At 74.7% G+C, this 24450-nt stretch carries 24 protein-coding genes; 14 read left to right on the plus strand and 10 right to left on the minus strand.

What is annotated here, in order from left to right; translation table 11 throughout:
- Positions 1-123: 123 nt before the first annotated feature.
- The 3 genes from ACZ58X_RS23115 to ACZ58X_RS23125 all read right to left on the minus strand — a co-directional run bounded on the left by ACZ58X_RS23115 (position 124) and on the right by ACZ58X_RS23125 (position 2824).
- Complete coding sequence (locus ACZ58X_RS23115; protein WP_470335503.1) at positions 124-945, minus strand: integrase; 822 nt, start codon at positions 943-945, stop codon at positions 124-126.
- A 371-nt stretch (positions 946-1316) separates the two neighbouring features.
- Positions 1317-1961 (minus strand): TIGR03086 family metal-binding protein, encoded by a 645-nt coding sequence (locus tag ACZ58X_RS23120; protein ID WP_470335504.1) that lies wholly within the window; start codon positions 1959-1961, stop codon positions 1317-1319.
- Positions 1958-2824: an alpha/beta hydrolase gene (locus ACZ58X_RS23125; protein ID WP_470335505.1), complete on the minus strand. Its 867-nt coding sequence runs from the start codon at positions 2822-2824 to the stop codon at positions 1958-1960. Before ACZ58X_RS23125 ends, ACZ58X_RS23120 begins: the two co-directional genes overlap by 4 nt.
- A gap of 215 nt (positions 2825-3039) precedes the next feature.
- On the opposite strand from ACZ58X_RS23125, the gene ACZ58X_RS23130 reads away from it, so the two are divergent.
- The gene (locus ACZ58X_RS23130; RefSeq protein ID WP_470335506.1) at positions 3040-3681 is read left to right on the plus strand and encodes a TetR/AcrR family transcriptional regulator; all 642 of its coding nucleotides are present in this window, start codon (positions 3040-3042) and stop codon (positions 3679-3681) included.
- 20 nt (positions 3682-3701) lie between these two features.
- Here ACZ58X_RS23130 and ACZ58X_RS23135 read toward each other — a convergent pair whose 3' ends face one another.
- Both ACZ58X_RS23135 and ACZ58X_RS23140 read right to left on the minus strand, forming a co-directional pair.
- Complete coding sequence (locus tag ACZ58X_RS23135) at positions 3702-5021, minus strand: amidase (protein WP_470335507.1); 1320 nt, start codon at positions 5019-5021, stop codon at positions 3702-3704.
- Between the two features lie 25 nt (positions 5022-5046).
- Complete coding sequence (locus ACZ58X_RS23140; protein ID WP_470335508.1) at positions 5047-5277, minus strand: hypothetical protein; 231 nt, start codon at positions 5275-5277, stop codon at positions 5047-5049.
- A 183-nt stretch (positions 5278-5460) separates the two neighbouring features.
- On the opposite strand from ACZ58X_RS23140, the gene ACZ58X_RS23145 reads away from it, so the two are divergent.
- Together ACZ58X_RS23145 and ACZ58X_RS23150 are read left to right on the plus strand one after the other, a co-directional pair.
- A complete protein-coding gene (locus tag ACZ58X_RS23145; RefSeq protein ID WP_470335509.1) occupies positions 5461-6402 on the plus strand; it encodes an LAETG motif-containing sortase-dependent surface protein in 942 nt (313 codons plus the stop codon).
- 97 nt (positions 6403-6499) lie between these two features.
- Positions 6500-7255, plus strand: coding sequence for a hypothetical protein (locus ACZ58X_RS23150; RefSeq protein ID WP_470335510.1), 756 nt, complete (start codon positions 6500-6502; stop codon positions 7253-7255).
- Between the two features lie 174 nt (positions 7256-7429).
- On the opposite strand, the gene ACZ58X_RS23155 is transcribed toward ACZ58X_RS23150, so the two are convergent.
- Positions 7430-8053 carry an ATP-binding protein gene (locus ACZ58X_RS23155; RefSeq protein ID WP_470335511.1) on the minus strand — a complete coding sequence of 208 codons (624 nt, stop codon included), beginning with the start codon at positions 8051-8053 and terminating at the stop codon, positions 7430-7432.
- 230 nt (positions 8054-8283) lie between these two features.
- Between ACZ58X_RS23155 and ACZ58X_RS23160 the strand changes: the two genes are divergently transcribed.
- The 11 genes from ACZ58X_RS23160 (at position 8284) to ACZ58X_RS23210 (ending at position 20639) form a co-directional block, all read left to right on the plus strand.
- Positions 8284-9102 carry a hypothetical protein gene (locus ACZ58X_RS23160; protein WP_470335512.1) on the plus strand — a complete coding sequence of 273 codons (819 nt, stop codon included), beginning with the start codon at positions 8284-8286 and terminating at the stop codon, positions 9100-9102.
- A 178-nt stretch (positions 9103-9280) separates the two neighbouring features.
- Positions 9281-10033: a YcnI family copper-binding membrane protein gene (locus ACZ58X_RS23165; protein ID WP_470335513.1), complete on the plus strand. Its 753-nt coding sequence runs from the start codon at positions 9281-9283 to the stop codon at positions 10031-10033.
- 73 nt (positions 10034-10106) lie between these two features.
- Positions 10107-10778: an SCO family protein gene (locus tag ACZ58X_RS23170; protein WP_470335514.1), complete on the plus strand. Its 672-nt coding sequence runs from the start codon at positions 10107-10109 to the stop codon at positions 10776-10778.
- Positions 10778-11275 (plus strand): copper chaperone PCu(A)C, encoded by a 498-nt coding sequence (locus ACZ58X_RS23175; RefSeq protein WP_470335515.1) that lies wholly within the window; start codon positions 10778-10780, stop codon positions 11273-11275. Before ACZ58X_RS23170 ends, ACZ58X_RS23175 begins: the two co-directional genes overlap by 1 nt.
- A gap of 12 nt (positions 11276-11287) precedes the next feature.
- Positions 11288-13363 carry a copper resistance CopC/CopD family protein gene (locus ACZ58X_RS23180; protein WP_470335516.1) on the plus strand — a complete coding sequence of 692 codons (2076 nt, stop codon included), beginning with the start codon at positions 11288-11290 and terminating at the stop codon, positions 13361-13363.
- 20 nt (positions 13364-13383) lie between these two features.
- On the plus strand, positions 13384-14640 hold the full coding sequence (efeB, locus tag ACZ58X_RS23185; RefSeq protein ID WP_470335517.1) for an iron uptake transporter deferrochelatase/peroxidase subunit: 1257 nt from the start codon (positions 13384-13386) through the stop codon (positions 14638-14640).
- Between the two features lie 138 nt (positions 14641-14778).
- Positions 14779-15714 (plus strand): prephenate dehydratase, encoded by a 936-nt coding sequence (gene pheA / locus ACZ58X_RS23190; RefSeq protein WP_470335518.1) that lies wholly within the window; start codon positions 14779-14781, stop codon positions 15712-15714.
- A 549-nt stretch (positions 15715-16263) separates the two neighbouring features.
- Positions 16264-17538, plus strand: coding sequence for a serine--tRNA ligase (gene serS, locus ACZ58X_RS23195; RefSeq protein ID WP_380398178.1), 1275 nt, complete (start codon positions 16264-16266; stop codon positions 17536-17538).
- Positions 17535-18368 (plus strand): HAD family hydrolase, encoded by an 834-nt coding sequence (locus ACZ58X_RS23200; RefSeq protein WP_470335519.1) that lies wholly within the window; start codon positions 17535-17537, stop codon positions 18366-18368. Before serS ends, ACZ58X_RS23200 begins: the two co-directional genes overlap by 4 nt.
- 111 nt (positions 18369-18479) lie before the next feature.
- Positions 18480-19211 (plus strand): FadR/GntR family transcriptional regulator, encoded by a 732-nt coding sequence (locus ACZ58X_RS23205; protein WP_470335520.1) that lies wholly within the window; start codon positions 18480-18482, stop codon positions 19209-19211.
- A 159-nt stretch (positions 19212-19370) separates the two neighbouring features.
- Complete coding sequence (locus tag ACZ58X_RS23210) at positions 19371-20639, plus strand: CynX/NimT family MFS transporter (RefSeq protein ID WP_470335521.1); 1269 nt, start codon at positions 19371-19373, stop codon at positions 20637-20639.
- A gap of 68 nt (positions 20640-20707) precedes the next feature.
- Here the strand turns inward: ACZ58X_RS23210 and ACZ58X_RS23215 are convergent, their stop codons facing one another.
- The 4 genes from ACZ58X_RS23215 to ACZ58X_RS23230 are packed head-to-tail and all read right to left on the minus strand — an operon-like array spanning position 20708 to position 24336.
- Positions 20708-21424, minus strand: a complete 717-nt coding sequence (locus ACZ58X_RS23215; protein ID WP_470335522.1) for an ABC transporter permease — start codon at positions 21422-21424, stop codon at positions 20708-20710.
- Between the two features lie 52 nt (positions 21425-21476).
- The gene (locus tag ACZ58X_RS23220) at positions 21477-22394 is read right to left on the minus strand and encodes an ABC transporter ATP-binding protein (protein ID WP_470335523.1); all 918 of its coding nucleotides are present in this window, start codon (positions 22392-22394) and stop codon (positions 21477-21479) included.
- A gap of 9 nt (positions 22395-22403) precedes the next feature.
- A complete protein-coding gene (locus ACZ58X_RS23225) occupies positions 22404-23303 on the minus strand; it encodes an ABC transporter permease (protein ID WP_470335524.1) in 900 nt (299 codons plus the stop codon).
- The gene (locus tag ACZ58X_RS23230) at positions 23287-24336 is read right to left on the minus strand and encodes an ABC transporter ATP-binding protein (RefSeq protein WP_470335525.1); all 1050 of its coding nucleotides are present in this window, start codon (positions 24334-24336) and stop codon (positions 23287-23289) included. The genes ACZ58X_RS23225 and ACZ58X_RS23230 overlap by 17 nt, the downstream gene beginning before the upstream one ends.
- Positions 24337-24450 lie beyond the last annotated feature (114 nt).

Here is a 24450-nt window from a genome sequence, read left to right on the forward strand (position 1 = left end):
GCCCGCGAGATCTACCAAGTCCTGACCGCACCCAGCACCTCACCGATCACCGCCGAGAAGCTCACAACCGCTGCTTGACATCCATAAGAGCATCCCGCACCACCCGGGCAGCGCCTCCGCCGGCTACAGCAACGCGTAGACGGCGGAGGCGTCGTCGTGGGTCTTGCCGCGCGGCCAGCGCTCGCAGCCCGCGTCCGCCCGCTCCACCTCGCGGACCTGGGCGATCAGCTCGCCCGGCCCGGACTCGGCGAGCAGCCGCAGCACGTCCCCCCAACTGCCCAGCCCGAAGCGCTCGGTGTAGCGCGAGGCGCCGTCGGTGAGAGCGGCCAGCGCGTGCAGCCGGTCCAACCGGACGAAGCCGGTCTCGGCGTGCTCGGCGGCCCGCGGACTGGCGGCGGCGATCCACGGACCGGTGCCCCGGTTACGGGCGGCGCGCACCGCCAGCACGTACTCCAGGTGCAGCGCGGCCCGCTCGGCCGTCCCCGGGACGGTCGCCCAGACCTGGCGGCGCAGCCCCTCCCCGCCGGGGAAGCGCTGGTTGTCGCCGATCACCTTGGGCGGGCCGTCCTTGAACTCCAGCACCAGCAGCGAGTCCCCGAGCACCAGGTACTCCAGCGACTCGCCGTGCCGCCGGGCCGCGACCACCATCGCCGCGGGCGTGTTGGCGTGGCCGAGGTCGCAGCGGCCGCCGTGCAGCGCGGCCGTCTCCACGATGGCGTCGGCCAGGCACTCGGCGATCGAGCGGTCCACCCGGTCGGTGAGCCGGGCGAGCAGGTGCACCCCCAACCGGCGGACGTACCAGGCGGTTCCGTGCCGGCACCCGGACTCCAGACCGGCCGGCGAACTGGCGCCGTCCAGCAGGACCAGTGCCTCCGGCGAGGCCGCCGCGAAGTCCTCGCTCTCGCGGTCGGGCCGCCGTGCTTCCCCTGCGAGCTGTAGCTGCATCCCGACAGTGTGGCCGCCACCCCCGGCCCGCGCCCAGACCCCTGCGCCGGTGTGGCGCGGGCCGGGGCCGGTTTCCGGTGGCAGCGGGGGCGATTCGGCCATACCGTCGGATAACGACTGGACAATTCGGCCAATCAGGGCCGGCCAGGTTTGGCACCACCTTCGGGTGCCCCAGCGGCCCGGGACTGACGAGGAGCGGAAGATGTTCTGGCAGTTCATCGTGTTGCTCGCCGCCGCGCTCGGCTTTCCGACCGCCGCACTGCTCTTCCTGATCGGCGGACCGCGTTTCCCGGACGAGCGGCGCGACCCCGACGCATGACCCACCCCGACGCATGACCCACCCCGGCGCGTGACTCACCCCGACACGCGACTCACCCCGACACGCGACTCCCCCGGTCGGACCGACCCCGGGGCCGCCAGGCCGGGTCGCGCCCGAGCACCGCCAGCGCCCGCTCGAACCGGCCCGCGCCGCCGCCGGTGGCCAGCCCCGGCCCGAACGGCCGACCGGGCCCCCGGAACTCCGGGGTGTCCGGGACGGCCCCGGTCACCGCCAGCAGCGCACCCACCAGCTCCTCCTCGCCCTCCACCGCCGCGACCAGCCGCCCGCTGCCGCCCAGCGCCGCGGCGACGTCCCAGCCGTGCACCAGGGTGTCCAGCAGGTGGAAGCCGACGGCCAGGTCGAGCGGGAACGGCCCGTCGACGCGGAGTTCGGGCAGCCAGAGCGCCCGCCCGGCGGCGGCCGCCTCCCGGAAGGCGGCGGTGAGGTCGGCGCCGGTGCGGCGGAAGTCCTCCGCCGGATCGGCCCCGAGCGGGGCGTCCGCGAACAGCGCCAGGTCCGGCCCGGCGCCCCGGGCGGCCGCGGCGAACCCCCGGTGCTGGCCGACGCAGTGCGCCAGCAGCACGCCCAGGGTCCACCCCTCGCACGGGGTGGGCCGGTCCAGCTGCTCCGGCCGGACGGCGGCCACCACCTCGACGGCCAACTCCACGGCCCGCGCGTGCAGTTCGACGATCCTCATGCGGCCGCGACCCCCGTTCCGGCGGAGACGAATCCGATCACCTGGTCCACCACGGCCGGTTCCGCGACGATCCGGCGGTGGCCGAGCCCCCGGGTGACCACCAGGTCGAGCCGCTCCCCGTACGCCCGCTTCAAGCGGTGCGCCTGGCCGAGCGGCACCACGTCGTCGCCCTCGTCGTGCAGCACCAGGACCGGCAGTCCGGTCTCCGCCGCCCGGCGCGCGGCGTCGTACCGCTCCCAGACCCCGGCGTCCCCGGCGAACAGGTCCCGCTCGATGCGGTGGCGCAGCGCCCGCTCGACGGTGGCGTCCAGGCCCAGTCCGGCGCAGAAGGCGGCCGGGAAGAAGCCCACCTCGGACACCCCGGAGACGGCCGCCAGCCGGCCCGCCCGCAGACCGTCGCCGAGCGCGCCGAAGGCGGCGCAGACGCCCAGCGAGTGCGCCACCACGGCCTCGAACGGCCCGTACCGGTCCTGGAGTCGCAGCGCCAGCTTGCGGTACTCCAGCACGCTGGTGGCGCGGCCGCCGGAGTCGCCGTGGCCCGGCGCGTCGAAGGCCAGGACACTGAGGCCGAGGGCGCGCAGCCGGGGGACGAAGGGCGCGAAACGGGAGGCCCGGGAGCGCCAGCCGTGCAGCAGCAGGACGGGCCGTTCGCCGCTGCCCCAGCGGTAGCCGACCACGGGTTTGCCGTCGACGGCGAGCGGTTCGCGGGCCGCTCTGCGGTGGACCTCCCGTTCGGCGGGCCGGACCGGGCTGCGCCGCAGCGGGCGCCGGAAGAGTTCGAAGGCCGCCCGCCCGGCCAGGCCGGGGGCGATCCGGGCGGTGGGGTTGAGGGCGGTGCGGATCAGTGCCTGGGCCGGGTCCATCAGGTCTCCCCTGCTCTCTGCGTGCTGCGCTCCCTGGGCCTTGCTCCTTGCTCGGGGCGAGATATTAGCACGACCGTTCGTGCAGTTTTACGGTCGACGGGCCGACGGTCTCCGAGCCGACGGTGGCCGAGCCGACGGTCTCCGGCCCCGTCCGCCCACGGACCGACCCACTACCCTGGGCGACACCCCACCGCGACGAGGAACGAGGGCGCACCATGGCCGCACCGACCACGGACGGACGGGTCCTGCGCGGGGAGGAGACCCGCCGGGCCGTCCTGCGCCGCGCCGTCGGGATCGCCTCCGTCGAAGGCCTGGACGCGCTGTCCATCGGCCGCCTCGCCACCGACCTCGGACTCAGCAAGAGCGGCGTCTTCGCCGGCTTCGGCTCCAAGGAGGAGCTCCAGCTCGCCACCGTCCGCGCCGCCCGCCGGATCTTCGCCGACGCCGTCCTCACCCCGGTCGCCGACATCCCGCCCGGCCTCACCCGGGCCCGCGCGCTCTGCGAGAGCTGGCTCGCCTACTCCCGCGCCCGGGTCTTCCCCGGCGGCTGCTTCTTCTACCAGGTCACCGCCGAGTTCGACGCCCGCCCCGGCGCCGTCCGGGACGCCCTGGCCGACTGCGCCCGGGAGTGGCACGACACCGTCGTCGAGGCCCTCGCCGCGGCCCGCGGCACCGGCACCCTGCGCCCCGACGCCAACCTCGACGACCTCGCCTTCGCGCTGATCGCCGTCCTGGAGGCGGCCAACGCCCAGGCCGTCCTGCACCAGGACGACGTCCCCTACCAGCGGGCCGGCCGCCTCCTGCCGGGCCTGCTCCGCACCGCCGCCACCGACCCGGCCGACCCGGCGCTCGCCTGAGCCGCCACCCGCACCGGCCGCTACCCCACCCCCTGGCCCAACGCCCACTCCAGCACGGCGGCCCCGGCGAGCAGCCGCTCGTCCCCGCCCGCCGCGCCGACCAGCTGGAGGCCGAGCGGCAGCCCGTCCGCCGTCCGGCCGGCCGGCAGGCTCACCGCGGGCAGGCCGAGGAAGCTCCACGGCAGCGACATCACCCCGTTCCCGGTGTCGTGCAAGCCCTCCGGCGCCCCGCCGGTCGCCGCGGGCGCCAGCCACAGGTCCACCCCGGCGGCGGCCGCCGCCCCGGCCACCCGCTCCCGCAGCCGCTCCCGGAACCGCAGCGCGGCCGCCCGCTCCGCCGCCGAGACCCCCTGCCCGACCCGGATGCTCGCCACCGTCTCCGGCCGGTACAGGCCGCCGAAACGGGCGAACCAGTCGGCATGGCTGCGGGCCAGCTCGAACCGGTTGACGAACTGCACCTGCCGCGTCACCTCGGCGAAGTCGGGGAACAGCGGCACCCTGCGCACCGTCACCCCGGCCCGCACCAGTCGTGCCACCTGCTCCTCGAAGGCCCGCCGCGCGGCCGGCTCCGTCCGCTCCAGGTACGGCCCGTCCGGCACCCCGCACACCGGGGCCGCCACCGCCTCCCCCTCCCCGGGCCGCCAGTCCTCGCACAGCAGCGGGGCCACCAGCGCCGCGCCCGCCAGCTCGGCGGTGAACACGCCCAGGGTGTCGAAGCTCGGCGCGTTCGGGATCACGCCCGCGAACGGGATCCGCCCGTACGTCGGCCGGAACCCCACCACCCCGCAGTACGCGGCCGGCCGGATCACCGAACCCACCGTCTGGGTGCCGACCGCCAACGGCACCAGCCCGGCCGCCACCGCCGCCGCCGACCCACTGCTCGAACCCCCCGGGGTGTGCCCCGGCCGGTGCGGATTGCGGGTCGGACCCGGGGCGGTCGCGGCGAACTCGGCGGTCACCGTCTTGCCCGCGACCATCGCCCCCGCCGCCAGCAGCCGGTCCACCACCACGGCCTGCGGCCCCGCCAGCACACCCGGCGGCAGCGCGGACCCGGCGTGCGTGGGCAGCCCGTCCACGTGGACGATGTCCTTGATCCCCACCGCCACCCCGTACAACGGCGGCCGCCCGGCCGGCTCCGGGTACCGCGCGGCCAACTCCCGTGCCCGCGCGCGCAGTCGGTCGTGCCGCCCGGGCTCCGCCACGAACGCGTGGAGCAGCGGGTCCACCCGCTCGACCAGCCCGCAGAACCGGTCGACGTACTCGGACAGCCCGGGCAGGCCGGAGCGCAGCCCCGCGGCCTCGACGGTCAGCGACCGGGGCCGGACCAGCGATTCCTCCATACCGAGCACCGTAGCGCCCGGCCGCTCACTGGTGCTCGGCCGACAGGTACGGCGCCTCGCGCAGGAAGTACGCCCCGCAGGTGTGGCAGCACAGCTCCGGGGTCCGCCCCCAGTCCACCGCCTCCCGCACCGGCGCCCCGGGATCGAGCTCCCGGCCGCACATCGCCACGCTCTGCGACCCCCGGACCACGTGCCACAGCCGCACCCCGCCGGCCTCCCCCTCGGGGCCGAACTCGGCTCGCATCTGGTGCATCATGCCCCCCATCGTCCGGCCGCCCCCACGGCCCGGCAACCGGAGCACCCCGCACCCCGTCCCCGCCCGCAGCGCCGGCACCCCACCCCGGTAGGGTGCGCGGGCGAACCAGTGCCGACGGCCCTCGCCGAAGCCCCAAGTCGCCCGAAAAACCCCGTATTCCACTCAAAGATGGAGCTAGTCCGCGTGCGCTCTTCCCGTCTCCTCGCCGCCTCCGCGCTGACGGCACTCACCCTCTGTGCCACGGCCGGCGCCGCCACCGCGAACGCCGTCGGGATCACCGCCTCCCCGACCCCGGCCCCGACCGGTACCGCGACCGCGACCACCGCCCCGAGCACCCCGGCGCCGAGCGCCTCCGCGACCACCACGCCGAGCGCCCCGGTCACCCCCACCGTCAAGCCGGTACCGAAGCCGACCGTCGACAACCGGTGCCACGGCGGCGTCTACCAGAGCGCCCTGCTCAAGGCCACCGGCACCGGCCTGTACGGGACCACCCTGGTCAAGGGCGGACCGGCTGCCGAAGTCACCGTGACCTGGGAGAACAAGAGCGGCGTCGACCTGCCGGTGGTCCACAACTCCCTCTACGTCACCGACGAGTTCGACGGCGACTTCCCGGTCCAGTGGAGCACCGCGTTCTTCGACGTTCAGCTGAACACCGGCGACGGCTGGAAGCCCGCGCAGCTCAACGACCGGAGCCTCATCACCCCCGAGTTCAAGCTGGCCAAGGGCGAGAAGCTCACCTACAAGGTCCGGATCGCCGCCACCGCCAAGGCCCCGGTCGGCCGCTACGGCGCGAACTACGAGGCCGGCTCGGACGCCTTCGACAACGACAAGGTCCCCACCCCGGCCAACAACAAGCCCCAGGCCTGCACCCAGTTCCTCGACGACTACCTGGGCGAGTTCCACGTCGCCGAGGCCGGTGGCTCCACCACGCCGGCCACCACGCCGGCCACCGTGCCCGCCGCAGCCGTCACGGCCTCCGCCTCCCCGTCGGCCGGCCCGCACCTGGCCGAGACCGGCAGCTCCTCCACCACCCTGCCGATCGCCCTCGGCGGCGCCGCAGTGCTGGCCGCCGGCGCCGGTACCCTGTTCGTCCTGCGCCGCCGCAAGGCGGGCGCGCACAGCTGATCCCGCGTGAAATGAACCGAGGGGCGCGGACAACCGTTCGGGCCCCTCGGTGGTCTTCCCGGAGAGCGACACCCGACCCCACCGCTGGAGCCCGCCGATGCGACCCGCCCGCCTTCCCGCCGCCTGCACCCTGCTCGTGCTCACCGCCGGTCCGGTCGCCCTCGCCACGGTCCCCGCGTTCGCCTCCGACACCCCGACCACCGCCCCCGCCACGACGCCCGCCACGACGCCCGGCGCGACGCCCACCGGAACCCCCGCCGAGACCCCGGCGCCGACCGCCCCCGCCGACTGCCCGGAAGGCATCACCGCCGACCCGATACCGGCCACCGGCACCACCGGCACCCCGGGCGAACTCGCCGTCACCTTCACCAACACCAGCACCGCCACGGTGAAGCAGCTCGCCACCACCGTCGCCCTCGCCGACGGCAGCGGCAGCCTCCCGCTGGAACTGCGCGCGGGCGCCGGCGCCTGGAAGCCCCTCACCGTCACCGGCACCCCGGCCAGCACCGGCGCCTACCAGGTCCCCCAGGGCCAGCGGCTCACCCTCCAGGTCCGGCTCACCGCCGGCACCCCGCACGGCGAGCACCGCCTCACCTTCACCGCCAAGTCCGAGGTTCTCCCGAGCGGCTCCGCCCCGGCGAAGAAGTACACCTGCCCCCAGCTCACCGCCACCTACACCGGCGCCCTCACCCCCGCCGACCACGCCCAGCCCCCCAGCGCCACCACCCCCACCCACCTCGCCGACACCGGCGCCGGCACCGCCACCCGCCCCCTCGCCATCGCCGGCACCACCGCCCTCCTCCTCGGCACCACCCTCCGCCTGCTCACCCGCCGCCGCCCCACCACCGACTGACGGACGGAGGTCGCCGGACGGCCCCGCGCGCCGACGGTCACCCGCGCCGCGAGCGGCTGCGCCGCCAGGATGACCGGCGGGGCCCGGACTCGCCGGCCCCGAGCGAGCCCCCACACGGTGGAGGACCCGGCGGCCCGGCCGCCGCATCGGAGTGCCGGCGCCGCGCGGCCCGCCCTACGAGGCCGCCTGGAGCAGCGCGCCGTCCTGCCACTTGAGGATCTTGTCGAAGCTGACGATGGCCCCGCGGAGCGGGTGGTTGCGGAGTTGGACGTGGTCGGTGAGGGCGTGGATGAGGAAGAGGCCGCGGCCGGATTCGGCGGTGAGGTCGGGGAGGGTGTCGAGGTCGACCGGGCGGAGGGTGGGGGCCGCGGGGCGGTGGGGGAGGACGTGGGTGTCGTAGGGGTGGCCGTCGCGGCGGGGGCGGTGGGCGGTGAGCACGCGGGCCGGGACGGTGGCGCGGCCCCGGCGGGGGCGGCGGGGCGCGTGGCCGGCCGGGGCGGGGGCGGCCGGGCGGCGGGCGGGCGGGGCGCTGGGGGCGGGCAGGCCGGGGCCGGAGTCGGTGACCTCGATCCGGAGCCGGTCGCCGCTGATGGCGGCGGTGACCTGGAAGCCGTCGTCGGGCCGGCCGGTGGCGCCGTGTTCCACGGCGTTGGCGCAGGCCTCGGTGAGGGCGACGCCGAGGTCGTCGGCGATCTGGGGGTCGACGCCCGCGGTCGCCATGGCACCGAGCAGGATGCGCCGGGCCAGCGGAACGCTGGCCGGGTCGCGCTTGAGGTGCAGAGTCCACCAGATGTCCACGGGAGGTCCCTCCTGGCTGCGGCTCCACATACAACTAGGTATCTCCGGGCGATTCGGCGGTGAACCGTGCCCGGGGGCGGCTACCGCCCGTTCGGCGGATGGACTGGGGACGGGGGTCTGTGCCGGAGGGCGCATGCGGTGGGGTGCACGCCGCGGCTGAACGGGGCATTCGTAGGGATTTCCCACCCTGCCCGTGTCGGTGGTGTACGCGATGAGATGATGTCCCGGCCATGACTGCCCTCCCCGCCGCCCCGTTCCAGGGCACCCCCGTCGTCGATGCGACGCAGCCGGCCCGGCCGGTGGGGGCCGCCTGGGACCTGCGGCTTGCCCGGGCGGTCCCGTTCGCGCTGGTGTGCACGCTGATAGCGGCCGCCGGGCACGCGCTGGCGGGTGGCGGGAACGTGCCGCCGGTCGCGCTGGCGACGGGCTTCGCCGCGGTGCTGGTGTTCGCGGTGGCGTGCGGCGGGCGGGAGCGCTCGCTGCCGGCCATCTCCGCCGCGCTGGGCGCGGGTCAGCTGGGGCTGCACTGTCTGTTCCACGGCCTGGGCGGCCACGGGATGCACGACGGCGTGCCGATGAGCATGCCGCAGGCGGCCGGCCGGCTGATCTGCAACGAGGCCCGGCCGGGCACGCTGGTGGGCCTGCCCGCCGGCACCTCGCCGGAGCAGCTGGTCTCCTCGGCGGGTCTGGATCCGCACGCGTTCGCCGCCGCGCCCTGGTGGCAGCAGGGCGGCGTGCTGGGGATGACGCCGTCGATGCTGGCCGGGCACCTGGTCGCCGCGCTGGTGGCGGGCTGGTGGCTGCGGCGCGGTGAGGCGGCGCTGTGGCGGCTGCTGCGGGTGGCGGCGTCGGCGGCCCGGGAGCACTGGGCGGCGCCGCTGCGCTCGGCGCTGGTGCTGGTGGCCGCGTTGCTGCGCGGTCTGTTCGGCGTGGCCGGTCCGGTCCGCCGGTTCGGTGCGGGTGGCGGCGGGAGCCGGCTGCCCGCGGGTGCGGTGCTGCGGCACAGCGTGGTGCGGCGCGGGCCGCCGTGCGGGGCCTTCGCGTACTGATCCGGCGTTGCGGCGCACCCCGAGGAGGGGTGTCGGCCGACCGGGTGCGGTGCGCGGTGTCCGGGCCGCTCCGTCCGTCCACGGCGACGGCGGCCCCTGGTCCTGCCCCCACGTCCGCGCGTGCAGCCCGCCGCCGAGAGCGGCGGTCACGTGCCGAGCTCCGATCGGAGACCCCATCATGCGTTCCCTTCCCACCCGCCGTCTCGCCGCCGTCGCCCTGACCGCCGCCGCCTCGGTGGTGGCGCTGGCCGGCCCCGCCTTCGCGCACGTCACCGTGAACCCGGGTTCGGCCGCGCAGGGCGGCTACACGGCCGTCGACTTCCGGGTGCCGAACGAGAGCGACACGGCGAGCACGGTGAAGCTGGAGGTCAACCTGCCGCTGGACCACCCGCTGGCCTCGGTCCGGACCCTGCCGCTGCCGGGCTGGACGGCCGCCGTCGAGAAGGCCAAGCTCGACAAGCCGATCAAGGTGCACGGCAGCGACGTCAACGAGGCCGTCTCCAAGATCACCTGGACCGCCGACCCGGGCACCAAGATCGCCCCCGGCCAGTTCCAGGAGTTCCGGGTCTCGCTCGGCCCGCTGCCGACCGACGCCGACAGCATGGTCTTCAAGGCCCTGCAGACCTACGACAACGGCGACGTGGTCCGCTGGATCGACGAGGCCGCGGCCGGCCAGCCCGAGCCGGCCCACCCGGCCCCGGCCCTCAAGCTCACCAAGGCCGCCGGTGACGACCACCACGACGCCTCCGCCACCGCCTCCCCGGCCGCCGGCGCCCACGGCGACAGCTCCGACCACGCCGCCGGCGGCGACGCCAAGTCCAGCGACAGCACCGCCCGCACCCTCGGCGTGGTCGGCATCGTCGTCGGCGTGATCGGCACCGCCGTCGGCGTGCTCGGCCTGCGCCGCAAGAACAGCGGCTCCGCCTCCTGACCCCTCGCCGGCGGGGCCGTACCCCTCCCGGTACGGCCCCGCCGGCGGTCCACCGCGTCCGATCGGATCCACCATGCCCCGCACCGCCCGTTCCACCCGACTGGCCGGCGCCGCCGCCCTCGCCCTGGCCGCCGCGCTGACCCTGTCCGCCTGCGGCTCCTCCGGCGGCGGCGGCTCGTCCGCCGCCAAGGTGACCCAGCAGAAAGAGGACACCCCGTACCAGGGCACCAAGCTGGCCAAGAACTTCGAGAAGCCGGACCTCCAGCTGACCGACACCTCGGGCCGGCCGTACGACCTGCGGCAGCAGACCAACGGCAAGGCCACCCTGCTGTTCTTCGGCTACACCAGCTGCCCGGACGTCTGCCCGACCACCATGGGCGACGTCGGGGTCGCGATGAAGGCCCTCTCCGCGGAGGACCGCAAGAAGGTCAACGTCGTCTTCGTCTCCACCGACCCGCAGCGCGACACCCCCAAGGTGCTGCGCACCTGGCTGGACTCGATGGGCACCGACTTCATAGGCCTCACCGGCGACCTGGCGAAGGTGAAGACCGCCGCCAAGTCGCTCGGCATCATGATCGAGGACCCGGTGGTCAACGCGGACGGCACCGTCACCTCCACCCACGGCGCGCAGGTGCTGGCCTTCCTCCCCTCGGACGACAAGGCGCACGTGCTCTACATGAGCGGCACCGAGGAGAAGACCTACGAGCACGACCTGCCGCTGCTCGCCAAGGGGGTCGCGGCGTGATGTCGGCGAACCGGCGGTTCCGCCGCTCGGCCCTGGCCGGGGCGGTGCTGGCGACGGTCCTCGGCGGCGGCGCGATACTCGCCGCCTGCGGGACGGGCGGCCAGGACGGCGGCTCGGCGGACGCCGGTCCGGCGAGGCTGAGCGTGGCCGACTCCTACATCCCGCTGCCCCCGGCGGGCGGGATGGGCGCCGGCTACCTGACCGTGCGCAACGACGGCGGACCGGACCAACTGGTCAAGGTGACCAGCCCGGCCGCCGGATCGGTCACCATGCACCGCTCGACCGCCTCGACCATGGAGCAGGTGAACAGCCTGGACGTGCCCGCGCACGGCGCGCTGCAGCTCGCCCGCGGCGGCACCCATCTGATGATCATGGACTGGCAGAAGGCCCCCGCCCTCGGCGACGAGCTGGAGCTCGACCTGACCTTCGCCAAGTCCGGCACCATCTCCGTCAAGGTGCCGGTCAAGGAGCTCACCTACCGCCCCGGCCAGAGTTAGGGACCCGCCAGCATGGAGAAGGCCGCCCACCCCCGCAGCGCGTCACGGCCACCGGCCGCGCGCCGCCGGAGCGTCCCGCTGCGCGTCGCCGCGGCGCTGGGAACGCTCGGCACGCTGCTCGCGCTGATGCTCGCCGGCGCCGCCCCGGCGTCCGCGCACGCCACCCTGGACTCCACCGACCCGGCGCAGAACTCGGTGGTCGCCACCGCCCCGCCGGCGGTGACCCTGACCTTCAGCGAGGCGGTGTCGCTGTCGAGCGACTCCGTCCGGGTGCTCGACCCGGCCGGCAAGGCCGTGGACACCGGCAACCCGGCGCACGCCGACGGCAAGGGCAACACCGCCCGGGTCGGCCTCGACAGCGGCCTCGCCAACGGCACGTACACCGTCGCCTGGCGGGCCGTCTCGGAGGACTCCCACCCGGTCGGCGGGGCGTTCACCTTCTCCATCGGCGCCCCCTCGGACACCTCGGTGTCCACCACCGCGCTGCAGGGCGCCGAGGCCGACGGCCTGGTCGCCGCCCTGTACGGAACGGGCCGCACCGTCGCGTACGCCGCCTTCGCGCTGCTCGCCGGGGTCGCCGCCTTCGTGCTGGTCTGCTGGCCGGCCGGCGCCGCCCGGCGCCCGGTGCAGCGGCTGCTGATGACGGGCTGGACGGCGCTGCTGGCCTCGACCGTCGCGGTGCTGATGCTGCGCGGCCCGTACGAGCGCGGCTCCGGTATCGGCCAGGCCCTGGACCTGTCGCTGGTGCGCGCCACCCTGGACGAGCGGATCGGCACCGCGCTGGCGGCCCGGCTGCTGCTGCTCGCGGCGGCCGGGATCTTCCTGTCGCTGCTGGTCGGGCAGTTGGGGCAGCCGCCCAGGCCGGCCACGGGCACGGGCGCGGACACTGGCACGGACACGGACACGGGCGCGGGCTCGGAACCGCACGGCGACGACACCGAGGCCGCCGAGCTGCGCGAGCTGGAGCAGCGGGCCGCCGAACGGCCGCAGCGCGAGGCCCGGATCGGCCTGGGCGTGGCCGGACTGGTGCTCGCGGTGGCGCTCTCCGCGACCTGGGTCGGCGCCGACCACGCCTCGGTGGGCATCCAGGTCTGGCTGGCCCTGCCGTTCGGCATCCTGCACCTGATCGCGATGGCGCTCTGGCTGGGCGGGCTGGCCTCGCTGCTGGTCGCGCTGCGCGAGGGCGTCGGCGCCGAGGTGGTGGACCGCTTCTCCCGGGTCGCCTTCGGCTCGGTGGCCGTGCTGGCCGTCACCGGGGTCTACCAGTCCTGGCGGGGCCTGGGCAGTTGGAGCGCGCTGACCGGCACCGAGTACGGGAAGCTGCTGCTGGTGAAGAGCGGCTGCGTGGTCGTGATGCTGGGCGTCGCCTGGATCTCCCGCGGCTGGCTGGCCCGGCTGCGCTCGGCCCCGGCCGAGGCGGCGGAGGTCGAGCCGGCCGAGGTGCCCGAGCCGGTCGGCGCCGTCGGGCACGGCGAGGACCCGGTCCGGCGGGCCCAGCTGGAGCGGCAGCGGGCCGCCGCGCGCACCGCCGGCCGCGAGCGCGGGCTGACCCCGACCCGGGCCGGGCTGCGCCGCTCGGTGCTGGTGGAGGCGCTGGTCGCGGTGGCGGTGCTGGTGGTCACCACGATGCTCACCAACTCCCCGCCCGGGCGGGTCGCGGGCGAGGTCAAGGCGGCCGGGAGCGGCGCGGCCGCCCCGGGCGCCGGGAACGCCGCCCCGGCGGCCCCGCAGACCGAGCCCGGCCGCACGGTGGAGCTCAAGCTGCCGTACGACACCAAGGGCCGGACGCCGAACGCCAAGGGCACCGCGACCGTCACCCTCAACCCGGCCCGGACCGGCCCGAACGGCGTCGAGCTCGCGCTGGACGGCGCGGACGGCAAGCCGGTGGACGTCCCCGAGGTGCAGCTGGCCTTCACCCTGCCGGACCGCGACCTCGGCCCGCTGCCGGTCGCGCTCACCGCGGCGGGCACCGGCCGCTGGAGCGGCACCACCCAGCTCCCGCTGGCCGGCACCTGGGTGGTCTCGGTGCAGATCCGCTCCTCGGACATCGACCAGACCACCCCGACCCAGCAGTTCAAGATCGGATGAGCCCGGTGGAGCACGACCAGATGACAAGCCCGGCGGGCTTCACCCGCCGGGCGCTGCTCGGCACGGCCGGCGCCGGACTGCTGGTCGGCGCCGGGGCGGGCGCGGCCGGGGCGGTCGCCTACGACGACCGGCCGGGCGCCGACCCGAAGGCGTCCGGCGGCGGGGCCGGCGCACTCGGCGCGGGCCGGGTGCCGTTCCGCGCCGAGCACCAGGCCGGCATCCTCGAACCCGCCCAGGCCCGCGTCCAGTTGGCCGCCTTCGACCTGGTCGACGGGGCCGGCCGGGACGGGCTGCGCGCCCTGTTGCGGCGCTGGACCGGGGCGGTCGAGCGGCTGACCGCCGGGGAGCCGGCCGCGGAGTTCGACAACCAGGTCGCCCTGGACGCCGGGCCCTGCTCGCTCACCGTCACGCTCGGCTTCGGCGCCGCACTGTTCGACAAGGCCGGGCTGGCCGACCGCCGCCCGGCCGCCCTCGAACCGCTGCCCGCCTTCCCCGGCGACGCCCTGGACCCGGCGCGCGGCGACGGCGACCTGTTCGTCCAGATCGGCGCCGACGACGCGCTGGTGACGGTGCACGCCCTGCGGACCCTGCAGAAGCTGGCGGCCGGCACGGCGGCCCTGCGCTGGCAGTCGGCCGGCTTCGCCCGGACCCCCGGCGCGGCCGCCCGCCCGGTGACCGGGCGCAACCTGATGGGCCAGATCGACGGCACCAACAACCCCAGGCCCGGCGAGGACGGCTTCGCCGCCAAGGTGTTCTGCGCCCCCGGCGGGGACCAGCCGGCCTGGCTGGCCGGGGGCTCGTACCTGGTGTTCCGGCGGATCCGGATGCTGCTGGACCACTGGGAGGAGCTGCCGGTGGACCGCCAGGAACGGGTGATCGGCCGGCGCAAGTCGGACGGTTCGCCGCTGAGCGCGCCGGCCGGCTCGGGCGAGGGCACCCCGGTGGACCTCGCCGCCCAGGGCCCGGACGGCGGGCTCGCCGTCCCCGCCGACGCCCACGTACGGGTCGCCGCCCCGGCGGGCAACGGCGGGGCGGCGATGCTGCGGCGCGGCTTCTCGTACCACGACGGGGCGCTGCCGGACGGCTCGCCGGACGCCGGGCTGCTCTTCCTCGCCTTCCAGGCCGACCCGCGCAAGGGCTTCACCCCGGTGCAGCGCAAGCTCTCCCGGGGCGACGGACTGTCCCGCTTCCTCCGGCACGAGGCCAGCGGGCTGTACGCCGTCCTTCCGGGGGTGCCGGCCGGGGGCTACCTCGGGCAGCAGCTCCTGGACGGGTAGCGCCTCCGCGCGAGGAGCGGTCCCGGCCACTGGAACGCGGTCATGCCGGGGCCGCGGACTCGTTATGGTGACTGCTTCGGCACCACCCCGCTCGGGCAGCACCCGGCTCGGGCACCACCCCCTGGCAACGGAGGCGTCATGTCGGCCACCCGCTACACCTACCTCGGCCCGGCCGGCACCTTCACCGAGGCGGCGCTGCACACCCTGCCCGAGGCGGCGACCCGGGAGCTGGTGCCGCTGTCCTCGGTGGCGCTGGCGCTGGAGGCGGTGCGCGGCGGGGAGGCCGCCGGGGCGTTCGTGCCGATCGAGAACTCGGTGGAGGGCGCGGTCACCGCGACCAACGACGAACTGGCCGCCGGCGCACCGCTGATGATCTACCGCGAGGTGCTGCTGCCGATCACCTTCGCACTGCTGGTGCGGCCGGGCACCGAGCTGTCCGGGGTCAAGACGGTGACCAGCCACCCGGTGGCCCAGCCGCAGGTGCGCAAGTGGCTGGCGGCCAACCTGCCGGACGCGGTCTGGGAGTCGGCCGCCTCCAACGCGGACGGCGCCCGGCTGGTCGCCGAGGGCCGGTACGACGGGGCGTTCGCGGGCGAGTTCGCGGCGCCGATCTACGGGCTGGACCCGCTGGTCAAGGAGATCGCGGACGCGCAGAGCGCGACCACCCGGTTCGTGCTGGTCGGCCGTCCGGGGCGGGTCTCCTCGCCGACCGGGGCGGACAAGACCTCGATGGTGGTCTGGCTGCCGGACGACCACCCGGGTGCGCTGCTGGAGCTGCTGCAGGAGTTCGCCGTGCGCGGGGTGAACCTGATGCGGATCGAGTCCCGGCCGACCGGTGAGGGGCTGGGCAGCTACTGCTTCCTGATCGACTGCGAGGGGCACCTGTCGGAGCGGCGGGTGGCCGAGGCGATGATGGGGCTCAGGCGGATCAGTCCGCAGGTCCGGTTCCTCGGCTCCTATCCGCGCGCGGACCGGCAGGTGTCCAAGCACCGGCGGCCGGGGACTTCGGACGAGGATTTCACCGCGGCGGCGGACTGGCTCTCCCGGGCGCTCGACGGGCGCGGGGAGATCTGATCCCCGGGGTGGGCCGGTCCCGGACAGCTGAGCGTCATCTCGTGTCTTTCTGACCTTTTCCGACCGTTATCGACCGGCCCGATCGAACGCGGCGGGTGACCGTCCCGTCATCCACAGGAACCCCGGACTCCGGGGGCCGCTGTCCACAGGCCTCCCCGCTGTCCACAGCCGGAAGTTATCCACAGCCCTGGGGATGAGTCGACAAACCGGTATAGCCATTGCCCAGAACCGGTCGGACCATCGGTTTGCGTCGCAGAGATGACTAATCGGACCAGAGTCACCCGCTTGCCTGCAAATCACCCGTGCGAGTGCTTCAATTCCCTCACCCGAGAAGGTTCATTGAGGTTTGAAGCCTCAATTCCCTGGTTTCGATCCGCGGATCCCGATCCCCACCCCTCATCCACAGGCCCGGGGTGGGGCCTGTGGATAACCCGCCCCCGGGCTGGGGACGGAAGGTTCCCCACAGGAGTTATCCACAGGAACCGGTGAGTTATCCCCAGGGGAAAACCGGTACCGGTGGAGGAACGGCCGCCCGGTACGCTTGGGCCTGTGATTGACCTTCGCCTGCTTCGTGAGGACCCTGACCGAGTGCGCGCCTCGCAGCGCGTCCGTGGCGAGGACGTCGACATCGTCGACGCCCTCCTCTCCGCCGACGAGCGGCGCCGGTCCTCGGGCAGCCGCTTCGACGAACTGCGCAACGAGCAGCGGGTGCTCGGCAAGCAGGTCGCCCAGGCCAAGGGCGACGAGAAGACCGCCCTGCTGCAGCGCACCAAGGAGCTGGCCGCCGAGGTCAAGGCCGCGGACGCCGAACAGGGCGCGGCCAAGGAGGAGGCGGACCGCCTGCTCCGCTCCCTGGCGAACCTCATCGACCCGGCCGCCCCGGTCGGCGGCGAGGAGGACTTCGTCACCCTGGAGGAGATCGGCACCCCGCGCGACTTCGCCGCCGAGGGCTTCGAGCCCCGCGACCACGTCGAGCTGGGCCAGCTGCTGGGCGCGATCGACACCGAGCGCGGCGCCAAGGTCGCCGGTGCCCGCTCCTACTACCTGACCGGTCCCGGCGCGCTGCTGGAGCTCGCCCTGGTCAACATGGCGATCGCCCAGGCCACCGCGGCCGGCTTCATCCCGATGATCACCCCGGCCCTGGTCCGCCCGGCCGCCATGGACGGCACCGGCTTCCTCGGCCAGGCCGCCGAGAACGTGTACCACCTCCCCGAGGAGGACAAGTACCTGGTCGGCACCAGCGAGGTCCCGCTGGCGGCGTACCACATGGACGAGATCATCGAGGCCGACAAGCTGCCGCTGCGCTACGCCGGCTACTCGTCCTGCTTCCGCCGCGAGGCCGGCACCTACGGCAAGGACACCCGCGGCATCATCCGGGTCCACCAGTTCGAGAAGGTGGAGATGTTCGTCTTCACCACGCCCGAGGACGCGGAGAACGAGCACCGCCGCCTGCTCCAGTGGGAGAAGGACTTCCTCAACGCGCTGGAGCTGCCGTACCGGGTGATCGACGTCGCCTCCGGCGACCTCGGCTCCTCGGCCGTGCGCAAGTTCGACATCGAGGCCTGGATCCCGACCCAGGGCAAGTACCGCGAGGTCACCTCGACCTCCAACACCACCGAGTACCAGGCCCGCCGGCTGTCGATCCGGATGCGCGAGGACGGCAAGACCCGCCCGCTCGCCACCCTGAACGGCACCCTGGTCGCCGTGCCGCGCACCATCGTGGCGATCCTGGAGAACCACCAGCAGGCCGACGGCTCGGTCGTCGTGCCCGAGGCGCTGCGTCCGTACCTCGGCGGGCGGACCGTCCTCGAGCCGGTCAAGTGACCTCCTCGACCCACCCGATCGGTGGCGACCTGCCCTACCGGCTGGTCGCCACCGACCTCGACGGAACCCTGCTCACCAGCGCGGAAACCGTCTCCGAGCGCACCCGCGCCGCGCTGGCCGCGGCCACCGGCGCGGGCGCGCTGCACATCGTGGTGACCGGCCGCTCGGCCGTCTGGGCCCGCCCGGTCTTCGACGAGATCGGCTACACCGGGATAGCGGTCTGCGGCCAGGGCGCCCAGGTCTACGACGCCGGTGCCCACAAGCTGCTCACCTCGCTCACCCTGGACCGCCGGCTCGCCGCGGTCGCGATCGAGAAGATCGAGGCCGAGACCGGCCCGCTGGCCGTCGCCGCCAACCAGGACGGCCTGGACGGCCAGGTGCTGGCCGGCCCCGGCTACGAGCTGCTGATCGGCTCCGACCTCCCGGTCGTCCGGGCCGAGCGCGGCGAGCTCTTCGCCTCCCCGCTCAGCAAGCTCTACATCCAGCACCCCGGGCTGACCGACGACGGCCTCGCCGAGGCCGCCCGGCGCGCCGCCGGCGACCTGGTCGGCGTGGTGATGGCCGGCCCGGGCGTGGTCGAACTGCTGCCGCTGGGCCTGTCCAAGGCCACCGGCCTGGCCGTCGCCGCCCGCCGCCTGGGCGTGCGCGCCGCCGACACCATCGCCTTCGGCGACATGCCCAACGACGTGCCGATGTTCGGCTGGGCGGCGCACGGCGTGGCCATGGCCAACGCCCACGAGGAACTGCTCGCCGTCGCCGACGAGGTCACCGCGGGCAACGACGAGGACGGCGTCGCGATCGTCCTGGAGCGCCTCTACCCGACGCGCTGAGCGCCCCCCGGGACACGTTCACGGACGGTTCACCCCCAGTTGTAGGATGACCGGGCAAGCGGTTGTAGGATGACCGACGACCGATGAGTGGTGTGCGAAGGGAGGCCCGGCATGAGCGGCGACGGAAACGGCCTGCAGGCGGCCGGGCGGCGTTCCCTGGTGGACACCGCGATCGACCGGCTGCGCGAGCAGCTGGCCGGCGGGGCCTGGCCGGTCGGATCGCAGATCCCCACCGAGCACGAGCTGGCCGAGCAGCTGCAGGTCGGACGCAACACCGTGCGGGAGGCCCTCCGGGTGCTGGTGCACGCCGGGATGCTGGTCTCCCGGCAGGGCGAGGGCACCTTCGTACGGTCCACCAGCGACCCGGCGGCGGTGCTCCGCGGCGTCCAGCGCTCCGGCATCCGGGACGTCCTGGAGGTCCGCGCCGCGCTGGAGACCGAGGCCGCCCGACTGGCCGCGCTGCGGCACACCCCCGAGGACGTCCGGCGGATGCGGGCCGCGCTGGCCCGTGAGGCCGAGGTCTTCGCCCGGCACCCCGAGCGGGCCGGCCGCGAGGCCACCGTCGAGCACGACCTGGAGTTCCACACCGCCGTCGTCGAGGCCGCGCACAACCCGGCGCTGGCCGAGGTGTACCGCTACTTCGGCGCCTCCGTGCGCGAGTCGATGACGGCCGCCTTCGGCGACCACGAGATGCCCGAGGCGGTCGTGGCCACCCACGAGGCGCTGGTGGACGCCATCGAGAGCGGCGACCCGGACCGCGCCGAGACGGCGTGTCGGGCGCTGCTCGCCGAGCCCACCGCGGCCGTCGAGCAGCTCCTCGCGGCCATCGCGGCCCGGAAGTAGGACGGCGCAGGCCCCGCTTCCGCACGCAGCCCCGCTGCCTGCTCCCCACGTCCGCACGCAGCCCCGCTGCCTGCTCCCCTCCCGTCCTGCCCGCGGCCGGTGGAGGCCTCCTCCCGCCGTGCCCGCGCCACCCCGAGCCCCGGAAAGAACAGCACACCCATGGCCGTCACCCGTGCCCCGCAGCCGGTTGTCACCACTCCCGCCCCGCTCCCCGTCCGCAGCCGGCTGGCCCACCCCGCGCTGCTGCTGATCGGCATCCTGCTGGTCGCGCTGAACATGCGCGCCTGTCTGGCCGCGATCTCCCCGATGGTCAAGGAGATCCAGCACACCTTCGGGCTGTCCACCACCGCGGGCGGGCTGATCACCACCATCCCGGTGCTGTTCCAGGGCGTCGGCGCCCCGCTCACCCCCCGGCTGACCCGCCGGTTCGGCACCGAGCGGGTGGTGCTCGGGGCGGTGCTGGTGCTGGGCGCCGGCGTGCTGCTGCGGGTGCTGCCCTCGGTGTTCGCGCTGTACGCGGGCTGCGTGGTGATCGGCGTGGCCATCGCCGTGCTGAACGTGTCGATGCCGGGCCTGGTCAAGCGGGAGTTCCCGGACCGCGCGGCCACCATGACCGGCGTCTACTCGACCACCATGCTGGTCGGCGCCACCCTCGCGGCCGGCACCTCCGTCCCGCTGGAGCACGCGCTCGGCGGCGGCTGGCGGGCCTCGCTCGGCGCCTGGTCGCTGCTGGCGCTGATCGCCGCGGTGGCCTGGCTGCCGCAGGTGCTGCGCTCCCGGCAGGAGCGGGCCGCGGTGGCCGCCGCCCCCGCCCGGGACGCCCGGCCCGGAGGGGCCGCCCGGCCCGGCAAACCGATCGAGGGCATCTGGAAGTCCCCGCTGGCCTGGCAGATCAGCCTGTTCATGGGCATCTCGTCGCTGCTGGTCTACACCCTGGTCGCCTGGATGCCGACCATCCTGGCCGACCACGGCATGGACCGCGGCCAGGCCAGCCTGGTCTTCGCCTACTCCAACCTGGTGCAGGTGGCCGGCGCCTTCCTGGTGCCGCTGATGGCCGGCCGGATGACCAGCCAGCGCGCCCTCGCCGTCACCATGGCCGTCCTGAACGGGCTCGGCATCGCCCTGCTGCTGGTCGCCCCGGTCTCCGGCGCCTGGGTGTCGGCGACCATCCTCGGCCTGGCCCAGGGCGGCTCGCTGGGCCTCGGCCTGGCCTTCATCGTGCTGCGCACCGGCACCGCGGCCGGCGCCGCCCAGCTGGGCGGCATGTCCCAGGCGATCGGCTACCTGGTCGCGGCGGCCGGCCCGGTCGGCGCCGGGGCGCTGCACCAGCTCACCGGCGGCTGGGACGCCACCCTGGTGCTGATGCTGGTGCTGGTCCTGGTGGTCGGCGCGGCCGGCTTCGGCGCCGGGCGGAACCGGACGCTGTAGGACTCCCCCGCAACGCCGACAGGGCCCGGACTCCGTGGGAGTCCGGGCCCTGTCGCACGAGGCGCGGCCTACTCCTCGGCGGCCAGGGTCAGCCCGGCCAGCTTCACCGAGGCCAGCACGGTCGCCCCGACGGCGACCACCAGCAGCAGCGGGACGGCCGCCCCGAGCGACACGTCGGCACCGATCGCGTTGTCCCCCGCGACCGCCTCGGCGACCGCCCGGCCCCACTGCTGGACGCTCAGCGTGCGGGCGCCCTCGACGAAGTTGCCGATCAGCGACTCCCAGATCAGCGCGTACGCCAGCCCGGCCACCACCGCGTGCCGGGTGACCACGCCGAGCAGCAGGAACAGGGCGCTGTACGCGGCCCCGGCGACCAGCACCGCGACGGTGTAGCCGAGCGCCACGCCGTCCTTCGTCCCGTACAGCAGCAGCCCGGCGAGCAGCGTCGGGACGGCGGCGAACACCCAGGTGGTGCCGATCGCGACGGCCAGCTTGGTGGTGACGATCTGCCAGCGCGGCAGCGGCTTGGCCAGCAGGTAGACGATCGAGCCGTCGTCGATCTCGGTGGCGATCACCCCGGTGCCGATCACCAGGCCGAGGATCGGCAGCAGGGTGCCGAGGTCCAGCTGGCCGAGGATCTTGACGGTCAGGCTGTGCGCGTCGCCGCTCGACCCGGCGGCGATCGCCGCGACGATCAGCAGCAGCGCCGGGGCCACCAGCAGCAGCGCGCCGCGGCGGCGGCCGAGCAGGCCGCGCAGGGTCAGCCTGGCGACGGTCGGGTTCATGGTCGGTCGACCCCTTCCTGGGTCCGGTGGGTGGCGCGGGTGGGGCCGGGGGTCATGCCGAGACCAGGTAGGAGAAGACGCTCTCCAGCGACTCGTCCGCCGGGGACACGGTGTACAGCCGGATGCCGGCCTCCCGGGCGACCCTGGGCAGCAGGGTGGTGAAGCCCTGGAAGTTCACCGCCTCGATCCGCAGCGCCCGTTCCCGCTCGTCCACCTCGATGCCGGTGGTCGAGCCGTCGGCGATCAGTGCGGCGGCGAGCCGGCGGTCGTCGCTGGAGCGGACCAGGTAGCGGTGCGGCCGGTCGGTCATCAGCCGCCGGATCCGCCGGAAGTCGCCCGAGGCGGCGTGCCGTCCGGCCACCACCACCTCGATGTGCCGGGCCAGTTGCTCGACCTCCTCCAGGATGTGGGAGGAGAACAGCACCGTCCGGCCGTCCGCGCCGAAGCGGCGCAGCAGCTCCATCAGCTGGAGCCGCTGGCGCGGGTCCATGCCGTTGAAGGGCTCGTCCAGCAGCAGCACGGCCGGGTCGTGGACCAGGGCCGAGGCCATCTTGACCCGCTGCTTCATGCCCTTGGAGTACGTCCCGGTGCGGCGGTCCTTGGCGGGTGCCATCTCGACCAGGTCGAGGGCGCGCCGGGCGGCGGCGCCGGGCTGGGGCAGGCCGTGCAGTTCGGCGTTGGCGAGGACGAACTCCCAGCCGGTCAGGTAGTCGTACATCGACTCCCGCTCGGGCACCAGGCCGATCTGCCGGTACACCTGCTGGTTGCGCCAGATCTGCTCGCCGTCCAGGGTGACCGCGCCGCTGGAGGGGGCGAGGAAGCCGCTCATCATGTGGATGAGGGTGGACTTGCCCGCGCCGTTCGGCCCGAGCAGGCCGGTGATGCCGGGGCCGATCGACATCGAGATGTCGTTGACCGCGACCACGTTCCCGAACCAGCGGGAGACCTTGTCGATGGTGATGGTGGCCATGGCGCCCTCTCAGACCTTCTCGTAGCGGCGCAGCAGGAGGCGGTACGAGCCGGCCACCATCGCGACGGCGACGAGTGCGAACACCAGCGTGCCGAGCGCCCCCGGGGCGTGCCGGCGGTCGATCCCGGCCCCGAGGTCGAACACCTCGTTGACCAGCGCCTCCACCAGGCCGTTCGGCGAGATCAGCGACGTCCACTGGGCCGCGTCCGAGCCGCCCGGGCCGGGGTTGCTGATGCCGACCACGACCGCGGCGAGCGTCGAACTCACCACCAGGTAGCCCATGATGGCGGCCACCCCGAAGCCCCGGCGCGGGGTGCTCGCGGCGATCACCAGGGCCACCGAGGTCGGCACCAGGGCGTAGAGCACGGCCGCCACCAGGCCGTAGAGGAACTGGCCGGTGTTGTGCCCGAAGTCCATCCCGGCCAGCAGCGCGCCCGCGTACAGCACCAGCAACGGGGCTGCCATCAGCAGGAACTGGGCGCAGGCCATGGCGCCGAACTTGGCCCGGACGTAGTCGGCGCGGGTGATCGGTCGGGAGAAGTACAGCGGGACGGTGTGGTGGCGGAGGTCCCGGGAGAGCAGCACCGGCGCCTGGGCGGCGAGGAAGATCGACACCACCAGGCCGAGGCTGGAGAGGTAGCCGGCGTACTCGACCGGGAGTTCGTCCCGCTTGAGGTAGACCGCGCCCGCGACGAAGATCATTGCCGGGACGGTGACCACGCCCAGCAGCAGCATCGGCAGCACCTTGGACTTGCCGGAGCGGCCCAGGCCGTAGGCGGAGCGCAGGCTCTGGGTGAAGAGCGAGCGGGTGGCATAGGCGCGGCCGAGGCGCGGGCCGGTGTAGCCGCGGTAGCCGATGTCGTGGATGACACCGGTGTCGGCGGGCCTGGTGTCAGGAGGCTGCGGCATCGTCCGTCCCTCCCCTGGTGCTCTGGTCGTCGCCGTGGTGCGCCTGGTGCGCCAGGGCGTCGGCTTCGTCGTGGTCGGTGAAGAGTTCCGCGACCCGGTGCCGGCGCTGCTCCAACCGGACCAGGCCGAGGCCGAGTTCGGCGACCGTGTCGCGGATGGTGTCGTAGGTGGACTCGCCGTCCAGCCGGACCAGCAGCAGGTGCGGGCCCTCGGCCCGGACCTCCAGCCCGGTGGCGGCGAGCCGCTCCCGGACCGTGGCGCCGGGCTCGGCGGCGGTGTCCTGCGGGAAGTCGGTGACCTCCACCGCGAGGACGGCGGTCGCCTCGGTGAAGGAGGCCGTGGAGGAGGAGCGCAGCAGCTTGCCGCCGTCGATCACCACCAGGTGGTCGCAGGTCCGCTCCAGCTCGCCGAGCAGGTGGGTGGTGACCAGCACCGAGATGCCGAAGTCGGTGTGCACCCGGCGGATCAGGGCGAGCATCTCGTCCCGGCCGGCCGGGTCCAGACCGTTCGTCGGCTCGTCCAGCAGCACCAGCTTCGGGTCGTGCACCAGCGCCTGGGCCAGCTTCACCCGCTGCTTCATGCCGGTCGAGTAGCCGCCCATCGGGCGGTACCGCTCCTCGTACAGGCCCACGTGCCGCAGCGTGTCCGCGGTGCGCTCCCGCGCGGCGGTCGCGGGCAGCCCTGCCATCCGCGCCATGTGCACCACGAACTCCGTCGCCGAGACGTCCGGCGGCAGGCAGTCGTGCTCGGGCATGTAGCCGACCTGCTCGCGGATCTCCGAGCCCCGGGTGGCGATGTCCAGGCCGAGCACCTCGCCGCGGCCGGAGGTCGCCGGGGCGAGCCCGAGCAGGATCTTGATCAGGGTGGACTTGCCCGCCCCGTTGGCCCCGACCAGCCCGACGACCCCGGGCTGCACCTCGACGGTCAGCTGGTCGAGCGCGGTGACCCGGGGGAAGCTCTTGGTGAGGCCCTCGGTCTTGATGACAGCAGTGGACACGCCCTCAACGTAACGCTCCCGCGCCGCAGCGGCCATGAGCTGGAATGACGAGGCTTCGCGGGGCTGTCTGCTGCTGCGGTATGACGCCGGGACCGATCTCCCCTAAGGGTTGGGTAAAGGACGACCCTTGAACGCCACTTGCAATCCTGT

The organism is Kitasatospora sp. NPDC040550, assembly GCF_055594965.1.

Bases quoted from the DNA above. Each gene is read 5' to 3' on its own strand.
- ACZ58X_RS23210 (WP_470335521.1), top strand. From the start codon at position 19,371: ATGGCCGTCACCCGTGCCCCGCAGCCGGTTGTCACCACTCCCGCCCCG.
- ACZ58X_RS23125 (WP_470335505.1), bottom strand. From the start codon at position 2,824: ATGGACCCGGCCCAGGCACTGATCCGCACCGCCCTCAACCCCACCGCC.
- ACZ58X_RS23150 (WP_470335510.1), top strand. From the start codon at position 6,500: ATGCGACCCGCCCGCCTTCCCGCCGCCTGCACCCTGCTCGTGCTCACC.
- efeB (WP_470335517.1), top strand. From the start codon at position 13,384: ATGACAAGCCCGGCGGGCTTCACCCGCCGGGCGCTGCTCGGCACGGCC.
- pheA (WP_470335518.1), top strand. From the start codon at position 14,779: ATGTCGGCCACCCGCTACACCTACCTCGGCCCGGCCGGCACCTTCACC.
- ACZ58X_RS23160 (WP_470335512.1), top strand. From the start codon at position 8,284: ATGACTGCCCTCCCCGCCGCCCCGTTCCAGGGCACCCCCGTCGTCGAT.
- ACZ58X_RS23180 (WP_470335516.1), top strand. From the start codon at position 11,288: ATGGAGAAGGCCGCCCACCCCCGCAGCGCGTCACGGCCACCGGCCGCG.
- ACZ58X_RS23175 (WP_470335515.1), top strand. From the start codon at position 10,778: ATGTCGGCGAACCGGCGGTTCCGCCGCTCGGCCCTGGCCGGGGCGGTG.
- ACZ58X_RS23115 (WP_470335503.1), bottom strand. From the start codon at position 945: ATGCAGCTACAGCTCGCAGGGGAAGCACGGCGGCCCGACCGCGAGAGC.
- ACZ58X_RS23130 (WP_470335506.1), top strand. From the start codon at position 3,040: ATGGCCGCACCGACCACGGACGGACGGGTCCTGCGCGGGGAGGAGACC.
- ACZ58X_RS23225 (WP_470335524.1), bottom strand. From the start codon at position 23,303: ATGCCGCAGCCTCCTGACACCAGGCCCGCCGACACCGGTGTCATCCAC.
- ACZ58X_RS23120 (WP_470335504.1), bottom strand. From the start codon at position 1,961: ATGAGGATCGTCGAACTGCACGCGCGGGCCGTGGAGTTGGCCGTCGAG.
- ACZ58X_RS23140 (WP_470335508.1), bottom strand. From the start codon at position 5,277: ATGATGCACCAGATGCGAGCCGAGTTCGGCCCCGAGGGGGAGGCCGGC.
- ACZ58X_RS23220 (WP_470335523.1), bottom strand. From the start codon at position 22,394: ATGGCCACCATCACCATCGACAAGGTCTCCCGCTGGTTCGGGAACGTG.
- ACZ58X_RS23165 (WP_470335513.1), top strand. From the start codon at position 9,281: ATGCGTTCCCTTCCCACCCGCCGTCTCGCCGCCGTCGCCCTGACCGCC.
- ACZ58X_RS23205 (WP_470335520.1), top strand. From the start codon at position 18,480: ATGAGCGGCGACGGAAACGGCCTGCAGGCGGCCGGGCGGCGTTCCCTG.
- ACZ58X_RS23215 (WP_470335522.1), bottom strand. From the start codon at position 21,424: ATGAACCCGACCGTCGCCAGGCTGACCCTGCGCGGCCTGCTCGGCCGC.
- ACZ58X_RS23170 (WP_470335514.1), top strand. From the start codon at position 10,107: ATGCCCCGCACCGCCCGTTCCACCCGACTGGCCGGCGCCGCCGCCCTC.
- ACZ58X_RS23135 (WP_470335507.1), bottom strand. From the start codon at position 5,021: ATGGAGGAATCGCTGGTCCGGCCCCGGTCGCTGACCGTCGAGGCCGCG.
- ACZ58X_RS23230 (WP_470335525.1), bottom strand. From the start codon at position 24,336: ATGGCCGCTGCGGCGCGGGAGCGTTACGTTGAGGGCGTGTCCACTGCT.